Here is a 17,558-nt window from a genome sequence, read left to right as displayed (position 1 = left end):
CGCGTTTCCTTGCCGACGCAACGGCCGAATCGACCGGAACTGCGTCGGCGCGACGCGCCCTCGGCGATTTTCGGCCCCGGATGGTTCATGCGCGCCACGCAAGGGCCTGTTGCCCGGCGCCGTGCGCCGGCTGCACGGCTGCGGCCCCGGGTACCCGGCTGATACGGTTCAGGATACCGGCCTGTAATATTCCGGCCGGACATGGCCCGATCCATCCAACCACCTGCGATTGCCGGCGTCCCCGAGGGATCCAGCGTCGAGGAGCTGCGGCGGCTCGCCAGCGAAGCGGCGGCCGCGACCGAACGCATGCAGCTGGCGCTGGACGCCGGCGCCATCATCGGCACCTGGGTGTGGGACGTGCCGCAGGACCGCTTCGTGGCGGACGCGCTGTTCGCCCGCGCCTTCGGCCTCGATCCGCAGGATTGCCGCCGCGGGCTGCCGCTGGACAAGGTCAAGGTCTCGATCCACCCCGACGACATCGACCGGGTGAACCGGGCCATCGCGCAGGCCATGGAGTCCGGCGGCGGCTACCGCTGCGAGTACCGGGTCCGGCGCCAGGGCGGCGAGTACCAGTGGGTCGAGGCCAACGGGCGGGTCGAGTTCGGCAGCGATGGCCGGCCGCTGCGCTTTCCCGGCGTGCTGATCAGCATCGAGGAGCGGCTGCGCGCGCAGGCCGAGCGCGACCGCGCGCACGCCATGCTGAGCAGCTTCATCGAGGCGGTGCCCGGCGTGGTCTATGCCAAGGACCGGCAGGGGCGGATGCTGGTGGCCAACCGCGGCGCGGCCGAGCTGATCGGCAAGCCGCCGGCCGAATTCATCGGCAGGACCGACCTCGAGTTCCTCGAAGACAAGCAGCAGGCCGCCGCCTTGATGGCGCGCGACCGCCGCATCATGGATTCGGGCGTGGCCGAGCTGCTGGAGGAGCCGATCCGGCTGGCCGACGGCAGCCCGGCCTGGTGGCTGTCGTCCAAGGCGCCGCTGCGCGATGCGAGCGGCGCCGTGATCGGGCTGGTCGGCGCCTCCATCGACATCACCGAACGCATCGCCGCCGAGCAGGCCTTGCGCGCGCGCGAGCAGGAACTGCAGGAGCAGGACCGCCGCAAGGACGCCTTCCTCGCCACCCTGGCGCACGAGCTGCGCAACCCGCTGGCCGCCCTCAGCAACGGCCTGGCGGTGCTGTCCCGCGGGCCGGCGCTGCCCGCCGAGGGCCCGGCCCGGCGCACGCTGGACATCATGGATCGCCAGCTGCGCCACCTGGTGCACCTGGTGGACGACCTGCTCGACGTCTCGCGCATCAACAGCGACAAGATCACGCTGCGCCTGCGCTGCGTCACGGTGCAGGAGCTGGTTGCCGCGGTCATCGAGGCCTGCCGGCCCGCCTTGCAGTCGGGCCGCCACCCACTGCAGGTGGACCTGCCGGCCGAGCCGCTGGCGGTGCAGGCCGACCTCACGCGGCTGGTGCAGGTGCTGACCAACCTGGTGGTCAACGCCACCAAGTACAGCGATCCGGGAGGCGGCGTCTGGCTGCGCGCCACGCGCGAAGGCGACCAGGTCGCGATCAGCGTGGTGGACCGCGGCATCGGCATCCCGGCCGACGTGCTGCCGCACCTGGGCGAGATGTTCGTGCAGGCGCGCGATGCGCTCGAACGCGCCCAGGGCGGCCTCGGCATCGGCCTGGCGCTGGTGCGCAAGCTGGTGCAGATGCACGGGGGCAGCTTCAGCGCCGAGAGCGCGGGCCCCGGCCAGGGCAGCACGTTCACCGTGCGGCTGCCGCTGCTGCCGCAGGAGGCCGCGACCGCTGCCGGCTAGAACCGCCGGCGCCGGGCGTCCGTCCACCCGCCTGCGGGCCCGCTCCGGTCAGGACGCCCAGTGCGGCAGCCCGGCGCCCATCGGCGAGGGCGGGAGCGCCCAGCAGGCGGTGTTTCGCGTTCGTGGCGGCCCTGATGGTCGAAGCGAACGCGATCGAGCGGGGCGAGCGCGGCGCGCGCGTGCCGCAGCGCGGGAAAGCGGCCCGGGCGGCTCGAGCCGCCCGTTCACGCCGCCCGGATCACTCCATCGTGATGCCGGTGCGCTTGATCACCGGCGTCATCACGCGCAGTTCCTGCTGCAGGAACTTCGCCAGGTCCTCGGTCGAGCCGCCGATCGGTTCCATGAACTGGTTGTTCAGCTTTTCCTTGACCTCGGGCATGGCCAGCACCGCGTTGATCTCGCGGTTCATGCGCTGGACGATGTCGTCGGGCGTGCTGGCCGGGGCCATGATCGCCATCCAGGCCAGGTTCTCGATCTCCGGCAGGCCGGCTTCCCGCATGGTCGGGATGTCGGGCATCAGCGTGCTGCGCTTGCCGGTAGACACCGCCAGCGCGCGCATCTTGCCGGCCTTGACCTGCGGCATCACCGCCACCGGCGGCACGCAGGCGAACTGCACGTCGCCCTGCAGGATCGCCATGATCGCCAGCGGCGACGAGGCATAGGGGATGTGCACCGCGTAGGTGTCGGTCTTGATCTTGAGCAGCTCCGGGCCGAGGTGCGACAGGCTGCCGACGCCGGTGGAGGAGAAGTTGAACGCGCCCGGGTTCTTCTTCATCGCCGCGACCAGGTCGCGCAGCGAATTGATGCCCGAGTCGGCGCGCACGGCGCAGACGTTGGGCTGGCCGCCGGCCAGCACCACCGGCCGCAGTTCCTTGAACGGGTCGTACGGCAGGTTCTTGTACATCACCGTGTTGTAGACCAGCGGGCCGTTGGTGCTGATCACGAAGGTGTAGCCGTCGCCGGCCGACTTGGCCACGGCGCCGGTGCCGTTGTTGCCGCCGGCGCCGGCGCGGTTCTCCACCACCACCGGCTGGCCCAGGCGTGGCGACAGGCGCTCGCCGACGATGCGGGCGATGACGTCGGGCGAGGAGCCCGCCGCGTAGGGCACGACGATCTTGACCGGGCGCTGCGGCCAGGCCTGCTGGGCCAGCCCGGCCAGCGCGAAGCTGGCCAGACCCAGGGCGGCCAGCGAGCGGGCGACGAGGCGGCGGGTGAACGGCGTCTTCATGGTTCGATGCTTTCGGTTTGCTGGAACAACTGGCCCTCGGCGGCGATGTAGCCGGCCACGAGGGTGCGATAGGCGGACTCCACGATGTCGGGCAGCCCGGGGAAGGACGTCTCGTGCGCGGCGGCAAGGGCGCGCACGCGCTCGAACACCTGGGCCTGGCGCGCCGGCGCCTGGACCTGGAAGGCGTCGCGCTTGAAGCGGGTGGCGTCGCGCACGCATTCGGCGCGCTGCGCGAGCAGCGCCACGATCTGGTCATCCAGCGCGTCGATGCGCTGGCGCAACTCGGCCAGGGTGCCGGCGACCGGCCGGTAGGCGGGATCCTTGAAGCGCCGCACCGGCGGCGCCGTGGTGGAAGGCTCGGTGGAAGGGGACATTCCTGCGGAAACTCAAAAGCTCCGAGGGTAACCGCTGCCGCGGCAGGGCGCCGATGGGCTCGCCAATGCAGCGGCTTCCAGGTCGGGCTTGTGCGGGGAAACCGCTCGCAGCGATCCGGGGCGCCGCGGCGGGGCGCGGCGATGTCAGCCCGCCACCGCGCTGCCCACCCGGCCCAGCAGCGCCTGCAGGGTGTCGATGTCGGCCGGCTTGACCAGGTGCTCGTCGAAGCCGGCCTCGCGCGTGCGCTGGCGGTCCTCGGCCTGGCCCCAGCCGGTCAGCGCGACCACGTGCATGCGATCGCGCCGCGGGTGCCCGGCCAGCCGGCGCACGACCTCGTAGCCGTCCATGCCGGGCATGCCCAGGTCCAGCAGCACCAGCTGGGGCGGCTGCTCCTGCGCCGCCGCCAGCGCGTCGGGGCCGCCGTAGACCACGCGCGTGGTGGCCCCCATCATCTCCAGCATCGCGCCCAGGCTGTCGGCGGCGTCGCGGTTGTCATCGACCACCAGCACCGACGGCCCCTCCGGCTGCACCGGCGGTGCGGCCGGGTCGGCGGCCGGCGCGGGGGCCTCGCCTTGTTGCGCGGGCAGGACCGGGATGCGGACCTCGAAGGTGCTGCCCTTGCCCGGGCCGTCGCTCTGCGCGAACACCACGCCGCCGTGCAGCTCCACCAGGCTGCGCACGATCGACAGGCCGATGCCCAGCCCGCCCTGCGCGCGCGCAGCCGAACGGTCGGCCTGCACGAAGGGCTGGAACACCTCCTCCAGCATCTCGGGCGGCAGGCCCATGCCGTTGTCCTGCACCTGCACCACGGCCTGCGCGCCGTCGGTCCGGGCGGTCAGCGCGACATGGCCGCCGGGGTCGGTGTACTTGGCCGAGTTGTTCAGCAGGTTGGCGAACACCTGCCCCAGCCGCAGCGGGTCGCCGTCCACCTCGACGGCCGCCACCGCGCCGATGTCCACGTGCAGCGAGTGGCGGGCGGCGTCCAGCACCGGCCGGCAGGACTCGACCGCCCCGGCCAGCAGTTCGTGCAGCGACATCCGGCCGCGCTGCAGCACCACCTTGCCGGAGGTGATGCGCGAGACCTCCAGCAGGTCGTCGACCAGCCGCACCAGATGGTCGATCTGGCGGCGCATCATCGCCTGTACCCGCGCGCCGCTGTCGGGGCCGCCGCCGAGCTCGAGCAACTGCACGCCGTTGCGCAAGGGCGCCAGCGGGTTGCGCAGCTCGTGCGCCAGGGTGGCGATGAACTGGTCCTTGCGCCGCTCGACCTGCTGCAGCGCCGCCAGCGCCTGCGCCAGCGCTTCGGCCGCCTCGCGCTGGCGGCGCTGGACCTGGGCGCGCTCGAAGGCCTCCCAGCAGCGCTGGGTGGCCGCCTGCAGCAGCACCACCTCCGATTCGCTCCAGCGCCGCGCCGTGCACTGCTGCACCCCGATGCCGGCCACCAGCCGGCCGGCGCGCAGGATGCCGAAGGACGCGTGGGCGCCGGCGCCCATGAGCCGGAACGCGTCGCGCTGCGCGGCGTCGATGCGGGCATCGCCGGCGATGTCGTGCACGACGAAGGGCAGGGCGGCGCGGTACAGCCGCAACTGCTCACCACCGAAGTCCCGCAGGCGCAACCGGCCCAGGCTGCTGGTCAGGCCCTCGCGCCGGAACTCGCCGCGGATCTCGAAGCTGTCCTCGTCCTCGTCGAACAGCACCCAGGTGCAGCGATCGGCCCGCAGGTATTCGGCCAGCGCCCGGACCGCGGCATCGAGCACCGCCTCGGGATCCTCGATGCGCTGCATCAGCCCGCCGAAGTCGGCCAGGAAGCGCTGCTGCGCCTCGCTCTCGCGGATGCTGCGCTCCAGCAGCCGGGTCTGCAGTACGTCGCGGAACGAGCAGGCCAGCCCGCCCGAAGCGACCGGGTAGATGCTGGCTTCGAACCAGCCGGCCATGGGGTCGATCGGCCCGTCCACGGTGGTCGGCTCGCGCTCGCGCATGGCGCGCAGCAACGGCTCCTCGAACACCGATCCGCGCGCCTTGGGAAACAGCTCCCAGTAGCTGCGGCCCAGCATGCTTTCGCGCGACCGGCCGAACACCGCCTCGGCGGCGCCGTTGACGTAGGTGAAAAGCCAGTCCCGGTCGACCACGACGAAGCTGTCGGTGACGCTCTCCAGCACCTCCTGCACCTCGGCGCGCAGCGCCTGCTCGCGCTCCATCGCCTCGCGCCGCACCTGCGCCAGCCGCAGCGTGGCCGACAGGCGCGCGAGCAGCTCGCGCGCATGGAAGGGCTTGACCAGGAAGTCGTCGGCGCCGGCCTCCAGTGCCTGCAGGCGCGCGCCGTGCCCGGCGCGGGCCGACAGCATCACCACCGGCAAGGCGGCGGTGCCGGGGTCGGCGCGCAGGCGCTGCAGCAGCCCGAAGCCGTCCAGCCCCGGCATGCTGGCGTCGGTGACCACCAGGTCGGGCATCCATTCGTCGATCGCCCGCAGGGCCTGCCAGCCGTCGCCGACCACCTGCACCTCGTGCTCGTGGCCCACCAGCTGGGCCAGGTAGGCGCGCATGTCGGCGTTGTCGTCGGCGACCAGCACCCGGGGGCGATGGCCGGCGGCCGGCGGCTGTGGCGGCAAGGCCGGCGCGAAGGCGAAGTCGGCCGGCAGCGGTTCGGCCGCGGTGTGGTCGATCCAGCCCTCGACTTCGTCCAGCCAGCCGCGCGGCGGTTCGGTGGCCGGGGCGGCTTCCCCGGCCTGCTCCACCTGCCCGGGGTCCAGGTGGGCGCTGCCCCAGGGCAGATCGACCGTGAAGGTGCTGCCTTCGCCCAGACGGCTTTGCACCTGCACCGTGCCGCCGTGCAGCCGCACCAGCTCGGCGACCAGCGCCAGGCCGATGCCGGTGCCCTCGATGCTGCGGCCGTGCGCGCCTTCCACCCGGTAGAAGCGCTCGAACACGCGCGGCAGCGCCTCTTCGGGAATGCCCACGCCGGTGTCCAACACTTCCAGCCGGGCCCCGGTGGGCGTGGGCTTCAGCCGCACGACGACCTGCCCGACCAGGGTGTACTTGATCGCGTTGGACACCAGGTTGAAGACGATCTTCTCCCACAGGCTGCGGTCCACGTACACCGGCTCGGGCAGCGGCTCGCAGCGGATGTGCAGCGCCAGGCCCGCGCGTGTCGCGGCCGACTGGAAGAAGGCGGCCAGGCCGGCGGTGTGGGCCCCGAGGTCCAGCGGCCGGAACCGCGCCTGCACCCGGCCGCCTTCGAAGCGCGAGAACTCCAGCAGCGTGTTGACCAGCCGCTGCAGCCGATGGCCGTTGCGCTGGGCCAGCCGCAGCGCGTCGCGCGCCGGCCCGCTGACGGCGCCGCCTTCGAGCAGGTCGCTTACCGGCCCCAGCACCAGCGCCAGCGGCGTGCGCAGCTCGTGGCTGACGTTCGAGAAGAACAGCGTCTTGGCACGATCCAGCTCGGCCAGCGAGCGGGCGCGCTGCTGCTCCGCCTCGAAACTGCGCGCATCGGCGATGGCGCTGGCCACCCGCTGGGCCAGCAGCCCCAGGTAGTCGCGGTAGTCGCCGTCCAGCGGCCGGCGCGGGTTGAGACCGGCGACCATGAAGCCGGCCGGCGCGCCCGGCGCACTGGCCGGCAGCGGCAGCACGATCGCGTCCTCCACCGGTTCGGGCCAGGGCCCGGCCGTCACCTCGGCGTGCGCGGTGACGCCGGCCACCACGGCCGGCTCGCGCCGCGCCGCCACCGCGGCCAGCGGCCAGGGACCTTCCGGCGCCGCCAGCGCGACCTGCGGCACGGCGAGCCGGGCGTCATCGACGCCGCAGCGGGCGGCCAGCCGCGCGCTGTCGCCTTCCTGCAGGTACAGCAGCACGAAGGGCAGGTCATGCGGGTTGCCGGCCAGCGTGCGCGCGGCGGCCTCGCAGGCCTCGCGCGGGTTGTGCGAGTCCTGCACCGCCGCGGCCAGCGCCGCCAGGCTCTTGAGGCGGCGGTCGCCCAGCACCCGGTCGGTCTCGTCGGTGCAGGCGCAGTAGACGCCGCCGACTTCGCCCGAGTCGTCGAAGCAGGGGCTGAAGGAAAAGGTGAAGTAGGTTTCCTCGGCGAAGCCCTTGCGGTGCATCACCAGCAGCACGCGGTCGTTCCAGGTGGCGGCGCCGCGCTGCATCGCGCTGTCCACCTGCGGGCCCACCACGTGCCAGATGTCGGCCCAGGTCTCGCGCGCGCTGCTGCCCAGCGCCCAGGGGTGGCGCGGGCCGAGGAAGGCGACGTAGGCGTCGTTGTAGAGGGAGGTGAGCTGGGGCCCCCAGCAGATGAACATCGGGTAGCGCGAGGCCAGCATCAGGCGCACCGCGCTCTTGAGGCTTTGCGGCCACTGCTCGGCCGGGCCGAGCGGGGTGGACGCCCAGTCGTGGCCGGACACCAGGGCCGCCATGTCGCTCTCGGCGATGGCTTCGGCCTTGGCCGTGGAACCCGCCAGCAGGGACACCCCTGCGGCGGTGCAGTGGGAGTCGTTCGACTGGGGCAGGCCCGTGGTTTCTTTCATGGATGCGTCGTGGTATCGCGTGGCTGCGTGCCGCGGCCGGCTGCTGCATCGGGCCGCTGATCTTTTGCCATCGCGCGGCCGCTGTTTTCTGCCGATTGCGCCGGCTTGTCAAATGACGAGCCAGCGTGCCGCGCGCCGATGGAAGAGCTAATTGCGGTCGCCGTCGCCAGTGCCGTCGTGGCAGGGCTGCTGCCGTGCCGGCTCGTCGCGGTGTTCGCTCCAACGGGGGCGGCCCGCAGTCTAGGCCGTCGGCAACTCTGCCTTGAGGTATCTCTGTGCAACGCGCGGCCGCACTCGTCCGGCCTGTCCCCACTCGCGGTTGCGCTCGCCCGGCCCCGTCCTACGGTGCGGCGCGCACGGGATGCCTAGCATGGGTGAACCCTTCCGCGAGAACGCCATGGCTGACGAACGACTGCCGAGCACCGGCCCCATCGACCTGAGCGAATCCGTGGCCGGCGAGGAGGATCCGGGCGCTGCCATCGACCTGGCGTTGCGTCCATCGGCCGCAGCCGCGACGGACCCATCCGGCATTCGCGCCGCCGGGCCGACTTTGCCCATGGCCCCCGGCGACGAGGCGCCCCCCGGCACGCCCGGCACCGGCGAGGACATCTGCCGCGCCTGCGGCGGCAGCGGCCAGCTCAATGGCGGTCCCTGCCCGGAATGCGAAGGCACCGGCAAGGTGGTGCGCGGCATCGGCGGAGCCTGAACGCGGGTGCGAGCCGGTTCCTTGCCGCCGCGTCGCCGGCTGGAGATATCCGCCGGCGCGGTGGAATTCGTGCTGTCGGGTGAGGGGTCGCCGCCGCTGGTCCTGCTCAGCGGCGCCGGCGTGACGCTGGAGGGCTGGAGCCGCCTGTACCCCGGCATCGAGGCGATCGGCCGCACGCTGGCCTGGAACCGCGCCGGCGCCGGCGCCAGCGTGGCGCGCCGGCCGCAAGCGGCCAGCGCGGTGGTGGCCGCCTTGCGCCAGCTGCTGTCGGCGCTGCGGCTGTCGCCCCCCTATGTGCTGGTCGGCCACTCGCTCGGCGGCCTGCATGCCCAGCTCTTCGCACGCTGCCATCCGGCCGAAGTGGCCGGCGTGGTGCTGCTGGAGGCGACCCACCCGCGGGACGGCGCATCGCTCGAAGGGCACGAAGGGCGCCTGGCGCGGGTGCTGGCGAAGCTGCTGTCGGTGCCCCGGCGCCGGCTGCGCGCAAACGTGCATCTGGAGCTGGAGCGGATCGGCCAGACGGTGCGCGAGGTCGAGTCCGCCGCGGCGTTCCCGCCGGTGCCGCTGGTCGTGGTCAGCGGCGGCCGCGAGCCGCCGCGCTGGCTGGTGCCGGCCGGCGAGCTGCGGCGGCGCCAGGAGCACCAGCGGGCGCTGGCGCAGCTGTCGCCGCTGGGCCGGCAGGTGATCGCACGGCGCAGCGGGCACTTCCCGCAACTGACGCAGCCGGAACTGGTGCTGCAGGTGCTGCGCGAGGTGACGCAGCGGGCGCGGGAAGCGTCAGCCCGCCAGGCCCTTGTAGAGCATGTAGGCGGCCAGCACGTACAGGATGCTGGCGAAGATCCGCTTGAGCCGGGCGACCGGCAGGGCGTGGGCGGCGCGCGCGCCGAGCGGGGCGGTGCTGACGCTGGCCAGCGCGATCACGGCCAGCGCCGGCAGCCAGATGTAGCCGAACGAGCCCGGCGGCAAGCCCCCGACCCGCATCCCGCTGCCGACGTAGCCGACCACGTTGGCCACCGCGATCGGGAAGCCGAGCGCGGCCGAGGTCGCGACCGCGTTGTGGATGGCGACGTTGCACCAGGCCATGAAGGGCACGCTGATGAAGCCGCCGCCGGCGCCCACCAGGCCTGAAAGGAAGCCGATCACGCCGCCGGCCGCCACCGTGCCGGCGGTGCCGGGCATCTGGCGGGTCGGCTTGGGCTTCTTGTTCAGGAACATCTGGGTGGCCGAGAAGCCGACGAAGCCGGCGAAGACGATGGCCAGCACGCTGCCCTTGAGCAGTGCGAACACGCCCAGGCTGCCGGCCAGGCTGCCGATCACGATGCCGGGAGCGAGCCGCTTGACGAGGTCCCAGCGCACCGCGCCGCGCTTGTGGTGGGCGCGCACGCTGGAGACCGAGGTGAAGATGATGGTGGCCATGGAGGTGGCGATCGCCATCTTCACCGCCAGGTCGGGATCGACGCCGCGCTGGCCCAGGATCAGGGTGATGAACGGCACCATGATCATGCCGCCTCCGATGCCCAGGAGTCCGGCCAGGAAGCCGGTGGCCAGGCCGAGCGCGGCCAGTTCGAGAACGAGGTAAATCGCGAGGTCCATGCTGTTGCTGTTCGCGCCGTTCGAGGCGCAACCCGCGATTGTCGCTGAGCCAGCATCGATCTGATGCTTTGCTTCAGATCGATGTGCCGGACCGCGCGGAACAACGTGCAGCGCGGTCCCACAATGACGAAGGCCGGATTCACTCCGGCCTTCGTCATCTGGCTAGTCACCACGATGAAATCGCGCAGCGATTTCATCGTGGACAGAATAGGGTGTCTGCAGTTGCCACCGGACCGGCATCCTGAACCGGGGGTTCAGGTGGGCTAGGTCAACCAGGCGTTGGGATCATCTGACGCGAGACGTTCACGCTCGCCAGGTTTGTTCCAGGCCCGAGCTCGAAGAGCATTGGTTCAAGGAAATATAAAGCCCGGCATGCACTGCAGACGAAGGTCATTCTAGGGGCTGGCCTGCGCGCGTGGGGCGCTTGCGGCGCAAAACACCGGCATGGTTCGGACAATGCGCCGCCGAGCTTGACAGGGCCGGCTGCAGCCGCCGCTTGCTAGATCAGGCGCCCATCCTGGCCCAGCGCGCGATCGAGCCGATCGAGCAGCAGCGCCAGGCGCGGATCGAACTCGCCCTCGGCGGCCGGCGGCGCGGGCGGGGGCGCCTGCCGGTCGGCCACGTCGAACGCGAGGTTCAGCGCCGCCAGCACCGCGATGCGGTCGCGCGCCTTGACCTTGCCGGCGTCGCGGATGCGGCACATGGCGGTGTCGACCTTCTCCACCGCCTCCAGCAGCCGGCCTTCGCCGCCCTCGGGGCAGCCGAGCAGGTAGCTCTGGCCCATGATCTGGACTTCGATCTGCTTGGTGGCGGGCATGTCAGGTGGCCGAGTTCATGTCGGGCAGGCGCTCGAGCAGCGCATCGACCCGCGCCCGCGCCGCCGACAGGCGCGACTTGAGCGAATCCCGTTCCTGGGTGAGCGCGTCCACTTGCTGCTGCAGCAGCGCGTTGGTGCGCTGCAGCTCCTCGTAGCGCACGAGCAGGCGCTCGACGCGTTCGGCGATTTGATCGACCTGGGAAGCGGTGGCCATGGCTGTAAGGGATTGTAGGGTTGCGGCTCGCCTTGCGCCTAGAATCGACGCGTTGGTGCCCGCGGTGTGGTTCGCATGCCGCAGTTCAACGGGAAGCAGGGAGCCTGCTCCGCCAGCGTGGCAATCGCCGCGCCCGCGCGGAAAGCGAGCCAACCTGCGCTGCCCCCGCAACGGTAAGCGGAGGCGCCTGCCCCGCAGGCGCCCGCCCCATCACAGCAAGCCACTGGCGCGCGTGCCGAAACTCACGCCGCCGGGAAGGCGATGGAGGCGTCCTCCGCCAGCCCGGATACCGGCCAACGAGGTGGCTGCGCTTGCGCGGCCGTATTGCCCCATATGCCGGCGGGGAAGCCGGCCGGGGCTCGCTTGCTTTCTCGTTTCCATGAACGCTTTCCGTTCCTCGGCGCGACTGGCCCGGCTGTCGCTGGCGCTCGCTGCCTGTTTCCCTGTCTTCACGCACGCCCAGACGGGCACGCTCAAGCCCACCGTCGTCACCGCCACCCGTTCGCCCACCCTGGCGGATGACCTGGTCAGCGAGGTGCAGGTGGTCGACCGCGCCGCCATCGAGGCCTCGTCCGCCCGCACCCTGCCGGAACTGCTTGCGCGCACTGCCGGCGTGCAGATGTCCTCCAACGGCGGCCGCGGCAAGCAGCCGAGCGTGTTCATCCGCGGCGCCGAGAACCGCCACACCATCCTGATGGTCGACGGCGTGCGCATCGGTTCGGCCACCGCCGGCACGCCGACCTGGGACGCCCTGCCGGTGGAGATGATCGAGCGCATCGAGATCCTCAAGGGTCCGGCCTCCGCGCTGTACGGCAGCGAGGGCGTGGGCGGCGTCGTGCAGGTGTTCACGCGGCGCGGCCAGGAAGGCTTCCATCCGCACGCCGCCCTGACCGCCGGCAGCAACCGCCACTGGCTCGCGGCAGGCGGCCTGCAAGGAGGGCAGGGCGGCTGGCGCTACGCCCTCGGCGCACAGCGCCTGCGCGAGCGCGGCTTCAACAGCACCCAGCCCTACGTCCCGTTCGGCAACTACAACCCGGACGTGGACCCCTTCTACCAGGACGCGGTCAACGCCTCCGTGAGCCATGACTTCGGCGGCGGCTGGCGCGCGGATGCGGGCCTGATGCATTCGGACGGCATCAGCTGGTACGACGACGGCCTGGGCGTGAACGCGCGCACCGCGATCCGCGCCACCACGGCCCGTGCCGGCGTCGAAGGGCGCGTGCTGGAGGGCTGGCGCACGGAGTTGCGGGTCTCGCAGGCGAGCGACACCGCGAACATCATCGAGGCGAACTTCCCGGGTGCGTTCCGCACGCGCGAGACTCAGTGGACCTGGCAGAACCACGTCGACTCGCCGCTGGGTGCGGTGCTCGCCGGCCTGGAACGGCGCGAGCAGGACGTGGACGCCACCACCGCCTACACCGTCAGCTCGCGCGCGATCGACGCGGTGTTCCTGGGCCTGAACGGCAGCACGGGTGGCCACAGCTGGCAGGCCAATGCACGCCGCGACCGCAACTCGCAGTTCGGCACGGCCGACACCTGGTTTGCCGGCTACGGCTACCGCTTCTCGCCCGCATGGCGGGTGCATGCCTCGCATGGCACGTCCTTCGTCGCGCCTTCGTTCAACCAGCTGTACTTCCCGCGCTTCGGCAATCCGCTGCTGCAGCCTGAGCGCGGCCGCAACACGGACCTGGGCGTGACCTACACCGCCGGCGAGCACGAGCTCAGGCTGGTGCGGTTCGACAACCGCATCCGCGGCTTCATGACCAACACCACCCTGCCGGTGAACATCCCGCGGGTGCGCATCGACGGCTGGTCGCTGGGGTACACGGGGAAGGTGGAGCGTGTGGCGCTGCGCGCCAACCTGGAATTCCTGGATCCCCGCAACGCCGTGACCCAGCAGTTGCTGCCGCGCCGGGCCCGCCATGCCGCCAACCTGGGCGCCGACTGGCAGGTCGATTCGAAGTGGACCGTGGGAGCCAACCTGCTGGGCGTCGGCAAACGCTACGACGACGTGGCCAACTCGCAGCCTCTGGGCGGCTACGCCACGGCCGATCTCTACGCCGACTGGCGGTTCGCGCCCGGGTGGTCGCTCCAGGCCCGGCTGAACAACCTGGCCGACAGGCGCTACGAAACCGCCTACGGCTACAACCAGCCGGGGCGCGAGTTCTACCTGACCCTGCGCTGGCAGCCGAAGTAAAGTGGCCCGATGATCGCCTTGCCCTGCGGACCGCGCCGCATCGTCTGCCTCACCGAGGAGACGACCGAATGGCTGTACCTGCTCGGCGAGGAGGCGCGGATCGTGGGCATCTCCGGCTACACGGTGCGCCCGCCTAGGGCGCGCCAGGACAAGCCGCGGGTCAGCGCCTTCACCTCGGCGAAGATCGACCGGATCCTGGCGCTGGAGCCGGACTGCGTGTTCGGCTTCTCCGACCTGCAGGCCGACATCGCCGCCGAGCTGGTGCGGCGCGGCGTGCAGGTCACCATCTTCAACCAGCGCAGCGTCGATCAGGTCTTCGCCATGCTGTTCCAGGTGGCAGCCCTGGTCGGCCGCGCCGAGCGCGGGCTGGAGCTGCTGCAGGCGATGCGCGAGCGGCTCGACGCGATCCGCGCGGCGGCGGCGGCGCTGCCGCGCCGCCCGCGCGTGTTCTTCGAGGAATGGGACGAGCCGCTGATCAGCGGCATCCGCTGGGTCAGCGAGCTGCTGGGCATCGCCGGCGGTGACGATTGCTTTCCCGAGCTGGCGGCGCAGCCGCTGGGCAAGGACCGCATCCTGGCCGATCCCGGCGAGGTGGTGCGGCGTAACCCGGACATCGTGATCGGCTCCTGGTGCGGCAAGAAATTCAGGCCTGAGCGCGTCGCCGCGCGGCCCGGCTGGCAGCAGGTGAACGCGGTGCGCGACGGCCAGCTGTTCGAGATCAAGTCGGCCGACATCCTGCAGCCCGGGCCGGCGGCGCTGACCGACGGCGTCGAGCAGCTGCACCGCATCGTCATGGACTGGGGCGCCCGCCATGGCTGACCTGCGCGTGGCCCGCAGCGAGCTGGTGCTGGGGACGCCGGCAGGCGGCCAGGCCGCGCGCGCGGTCGCGCTCGCCGGCGCCTGGCTGTCGCTGTCGGCGGCGCACGAGGCCATCTACGTGGCCTGCGCCCAGGCCTGGGACGCGGAGATGCGCGAGCGGGTCGCGCGGGCGGCCCGCGACGCGGCGCCGGGCCGCCTGCGCACGGCGGAGGAGCCGCTGGCGCTGGCGCACGCGCTGGGCGCCAGCAGCCGGCCCGGCACGCTGGTGGTGGCCGATGCCCTGACGCTGTGGCTGACGGCGCTGATGATGGGGACGGTGGATCAGCCGTCCGGCCATGACCTGATCGCCGACCCTGGAAGAAGGGCCGAGGGGGCGCCGCCTGCGTCGCTGGCGGATGCCATCGCTGCCTGCGCCGGTCCGCTGGTGCTGGTCGGCCACGCCGGCGATGCCGGTGACCTGGGCGGCCGCGATGCGCGCCAGTACGCCGAGACCCTGGGCCGGCTCGACCGGCAGGCCGCGGCGGCCTGCGAACGGGTCACGCTGATGTCCAACGGCCTGCCTCTGGTGCTGAAGGCAAGCGCATGAGGCGCCTGCTGGCCGCGCTGATATTCGTGCTGGCCGCGGCGCCGGTCCTGGCCGTCACCGTGACCGACGACCGCGGCGTGGCGGTGGAGCTGCGCCAGCCGCCCCGCCGCATCGTGACGCTGCTGCCTTCGCTGGGCGAGACCGTGTGCGCGCTGGGCGCCTGCGACCGGCTGGTGGGCGTCGACGACTACGCCAACTGGCCGGCATCGGTGCAATCGCTGCCGCGCGTCGGCGGCGTGGACGACCCGCGCATCGAGCGCATCGTCGGCCTGCAACCCGACCTGGTGCTGCTGTCGTCCACCTCGCGTGCGCTCGGCCGCCTGCAGGCGCTGGGGCTGCCGGTGATGGGCTTCGACATCAAGACCCTGGCCGACGTGCGCCGCGTGCTGGCGGGGGTCGCCGACGCGCTGCAGGTGGGCGGCGCCGAGGCCGTGTGGCAGCGCATCGGCGCCGGCGTCGATGCCGCCGCCCGCAGCGTGCCGCGCGAGCGCCGCGGCACGACCGTCTACTTCGAGGTGAGCAGCGGCCCCTATGCGGCCAGCGAGTCGTCCCACATCGGCGAGATCCTGGCGCGGCTCGGGGCGGTGAACGTGGTGCCGGGCCGGCTGGGCACGGTGCCGCTGCTCAACCCCGAGTTCGTGGTGCGCGCCGACCCGCAGGTGATCATGGCCTGGCAGCGCGATGCCGCGGCGCTCGCGGCGCGGCCGGGCTGGCCGCGCATCCGGGCCCTGCGCGAAGGCCGCGTATGCCGCTTCACGGCGGAGCAGGGCGACGTGCTCGCCCGGCCGGGGCCGCGGCTGGCCGACGCGGCGCAACTGATGGCCGACTGCCTGGCGGGGCGGCTGGCCGAGCACCGATGAACAGCGCCGACAAGACCCTGGAGACCGGGCGCACCGCGGCGAGCCGCACCGATGCCTGGCTGGACGCGCAGGCCCGGCGCGTGCGCTGGTTCACCGGCGCGGCGCTGGCCGCCAGCCTGCTGCTGCTGCTGCTGGGCGCCGCCGTCGGCTCGCTCGGCTGGGAGCCGCTGTGGGACGGCACGGAAGCCGCGCGCGCCATCACCTGGGACATCCGCGTGCCGCGCAGCCTGGGCGCCTGGCTCGCCGGCGCGCTGCTCGGGCTGGCCGGCGCCCTGGCGCAGGGCCTGTTCCGCAACCCGCTGGCCGATCCGTATTTGATGGGCAGCTCCACCGGCGCAGCCTTCGGCGTCGCCGTGCTGCTGGTGGCGATGGGGGCGGCGCCGGGGACGGCCGCCGGCGCGCTGGCGCAACTGGGCCTGGCCGGCGCCGGCTTCCTCGGCGCGATGGCCGCGGTGCTGCTCACGCTGGTGCTGGCGCGCGGCGTGCAGCACACGCTGCGGCTGCTGCTGGCCGGCGTGATCGTCGGCGTGGTGTTCGGCGCGCTGGCCGCGCTGGTGATGCTGTGGTCGCCCGACGTGCTGCGGGCCATGCAGGCGTTCCTGCTCGGCACCACCGGCCTGCTCGGCTGGACCGGCACGCTGCTGCTGGCGGCGATGGGCGCGCTGGTGCTGGCGGGTGCGCTGGTGCTCAGCCCGGCGCTCGATGCCCTGGCGCTGGGTGAAGCCGCGGCCGCCAGCCTGGGCCTGTCCTTGAACGCGGTGCGCCGGGGCCTGGTCGGCGCGATCGCGCTGGCCACCGGGGCGGCGGTCGCGCAGGTCGGCCTGATCGCCTTCGTCGGCCTGGTGGCGCCGCACATCGTGCGCTCCGCCGTGCGGCCGACGCACCGGGCGCTGCTGGCGCTGTCGGCGCTGGCCGGCGGCGTGCTGCTGCTGGCGGCCGACGTGCTCTCGCGCTGGCTGCTGGCGCCGCGCGAACTGCCGGTGGGCGTGCTCACCGCGTTGCTGGGCGGCGCCTACCTGCTCTGGCTGATGCACCGGAGGGCGGCATGAACCGGGCGGTGCCGGCGCTCGCCGCCCAGGGCCTGCGGGTGACGCTGGCCGGCCGCGAGGTGCTGCGCGGCGTCGACCTGTCGCTGCCGCAGGGCCGCTGGACGGCGGTGGTCGGGCCCAACGGCGCCGGCAAGACGACGCTGCTGAAGGCGCTGGCGCAGCTGCTGCCCGTGCAGGGCCGGGTCGACCTGCTCGGGCGCCCCGTGCCCGACTGGCCCCGCCGCGAGCGCGCCCGCGCCCTGGCCTGGCTGGGACAGGGCCAGGAAGCCGGTGCCGAGGACCTGCGGGCCTGGGACGTCGCCATGCTGGGCCGCCTGCCGCACCACCCCTGGCTGGCTGCGCCCACCGCCGCCGACCACGCCGGCGTGGAGGACGCGATGCGCCAGACCCAGTGCTGGGACTGGCGGGCGCGGCCGCTCGGCCAGTTGTCCGGCGGCGAGCGCCAGCGCGTGCTGCTGGCCCGTGCGCTGGCGGTGCAGGCGCCGGTGCTGCTGATGGACGAGCCGCTGGCCAACCTGGACCCGCCGCACCAGGCCGACGTGCTGGCGCTGGTGCGCCGCCACGTGGCCGGCGGCGGCACCGCCGTCACCGTGCTGCACGAGCTCACGCTGGCGCTGCGTGCGGACGACCTGCTGGTGGTGGCCGACGGGCGCGTGCTGCACCACGGACCGACGCACGACGGCGCCACCCACGAAGCCGTGCGCCAGGTGTTCGACGGCCGCATCCGGGTCCACGCGCTGGATCGCCACTGGGTGGCGCTGGCCGAACCATGAGCCGCCGCATCGCCT

Annotated in this window: 14 protein-coding genes, 1 pseudogene and 1 riboswitch; of the genes and pseudogenes, 9 read left to right on the top strand and 6 right to left on the bottom strand. The window is 72.9% G+C overall.

Annotated features, from left to right (window positions below):
• Positions 1-201 precede the first annotated feature (201 nt).
• Entirely contained in the window at positions 202-1,809 is a 1,608-nt protein-coding gene (locus PE066_RS01990) for a sensor histidine kinase (protein WP_271234888.1), read from the top strand.
• Between the two features lie 238 nt (positions 1,810-2,047).
• On the opposite strand, the gene PE066_RS01985 is transcribed toward PE066_RS01990, so the two are convergent.
• The 3 genes from PE066_RS01985 to PE066_RS01975 form a co-directional block, all read right to left on the bottom strand.
• Complete coding sequence (locus PE066_RS01985; protein WP_271234887.1) at positions 2,048-3,037, bottom strand: Bug family tripartite tricarboxylate transporter substrate binding protein; 990 nt, start codon at positions 3,035-3,037, stop codon at positions 2,048-2,050.
• Positions 3,034-3,411, bottom strand: coding sequence for a chorismate mutase (locus tag PE066_RS01980; protein WP_271234886.1), 378 nt, complete (start codon positions 3,409-3,411; stop codon positions 3,034-3,036). Before PE066_RS01980 ends, PE066_RS01985 begins: the two co-directional genes overlap by 4 nt.
• A 144-nt stretch (positions 3,412-3,555) precedes the next feature.
• Entirely contained in the window at positions 3,556-7,929 is a 4,374-nt protein-coding gene (locus PE066_RS01975) for an ATP-binding protein (RefSeq protein ID WP_271234885.1), read from the bottom strand.
• Positions 7,930-8,326: 397 nt separating this feature from the next.
• Between PE066_RS01975 and PE066_RS01970 the strand changes: the two genes are divergently transcribed.
• The gene (locus PE066_RS01970) at positions 8,327-8,635 is read left to right on the top strand and encodes a hypothetical protein (RefSeq protein WP_271234884.1); all 309 of its coding nucleotides are present in this window, start codon (positions 8,327-8,329) and stop codon (positions 8,633-8,635) included.
• Between the two features lie 6 nt (positions 8,636-8,641).
• A pseudogene (locus PE066_RS21400) lies at positions 8,642-9,316 on the top strand (alpha/beta fold hydrolase); the annotation flags it as partial.
• Between the two features lie 96 nt (positions 9,317-9,412).
• Here the strand turns inward: PE066_RS21400 and PE066_RS01965 are convergent.
• The 3 genes from PE066_RS01965 to zapB form a co-directional block, all read right to left on the bottom strand.
• The gene (locus PE066_RS01965; RefSeq protein WP_271234883.1) at positions 9,413-10,228 is read right to left on the bottom strand and encodes a sulfite exporter TauE/SafE family protein; all 816 of its coding nucleotides are present in this window, start codon (positions 10,226-10,228) and stop codon (positions 9,413-9,415) included.
• Positions 10,229-10,727: 499 nt separating this feature from the next.
• On the bottom strand, positions 10,728-11,045 hold the full coding sequence (locus PE066_RS01960; RefSeq protein ID WP_271234882.1) for a cell division protein ZapA: 318 nt from the start codon (positions 11,043-11,045) through the stop codon (positions 10,728-10,730).
• 1 nt (position 11,046) lies between these two features.
• Positions 11,047-11,259, bottom strand: a complete 213-nt coding sequence (gene zapB / locus PE066_RS01955) for a cell division protein ZapB (protein ID WP_271234881.1) — start codon at positions 11,257-11,259, stop codon at positions 11,047-11,049.
• A gap of 36 nt (positions 11,260-11,295) precedes the next feature.
• Positions 11,296-11,571: riboswitch (cobalamin riboswitch) on the top strand.
• A 67-nt stretch (positions 11,572-11,638) separates the two neighbouring features.
• On the opposite strand from zapB, the gene PE066_RS01950 reads away from it, so the two are divergent.
• From PE066_RS01950 to PE066_RS01925, 6 genes are read left to right on the top strand one after another with little or no spacing between them, the layout of a single operon-like run.
• Positions 11,639-13,456, top strand: coding sequence for a TonB-dependent receptor domain-containing protein (locus tag PE066_RS01950; RefSeq protein WP_271234880.1), 1,818 nt, complete (start codon positions 11,639-11,641; stop codon positions 13,454-13,456).
• A gap of 9 nt (positions 13,457-13,465) precedes the next feature.
• Positions 13,466-14,275, top strand: a complete 810-nt coding sequence (locus tag PE066_RS01945; protein ID WP_271234879.1) for an ABC transporter substrate-binding protein — start codon at positions 13,466-13,468, stop codon at positions 14,273-14,275.
• Complete coding sequence (locus tag PE066_RS01940) at positions 14,268-14,861, top strand: bifunctional adenosylcobinamide kinase/adenosylcobinamide-phosphate guanylyltransferase (RefSeq protein ID WP_271234878.1); 594 nt, start codon at positions 14,268-14,270, stop codon at positions 14,859-14,861. Before PE066_RS01945 ends, PE066_RS01940 begins: the two co-directional genes overlap by 8 nt.
• Positions 14,858-15,721 (top strand): ABC transporter substrate-binding protein, encoded by an 864-nt coding sequence (locus tag PE066_RS01935; protein WP_271234877.1) that lies wholly within the window; start codon positions 14,858-14,860, stop codon positions 15,719-15,721. Before PE066_RS01940 ends, PE066_RS01935 begins: the two co-directional genes overlap by 4 nt.
• Complete coding sequence (locus PE066_RS01930; protein ID WP_271234876.1) at positions 15,718-16,770, top strand: FecCD family ABC transporter permease; 1,053 nt, start codon at positions 15,718-15,720, stop codon at positions 16,768-16,770. The genes PE066_RS01935 and PE066_RS01930 overlap by 4 nt, the downstream gene beginning before the upstream one ends.
• Positions 16,767-17,543 (top strand): ABC transporter ATP-binding protein, encoded by a 777-nt coding sequence (locus PE066_RS01925; protein WP_271234875.1) that lies wholly within the window; start codon positions 16,767-16,769, stop codon positions 17,541-17,543. Before PE066_RS01930 ends, PE066_RS01925 begins: the two co-directional genes overlap by 4 nt.
• Positions 17,544-17,558 lie beyond the last annotated feature (15 nt).

The sequence above is a fragment of the Ramlibacter tataouinensis genome (assembly GCF_027941915.1).
Taxonomy (GTDB): Bacteria; Pseudomonadota; Gammaproteobacteria; order Burkholderiales; family Burkholderiaceae_C; genus Ramlibacter; species Ramlibacter tataouinensis_C.
This window is presented reverse-complemented; position numbering and strand designations above follow the sequence as displayed.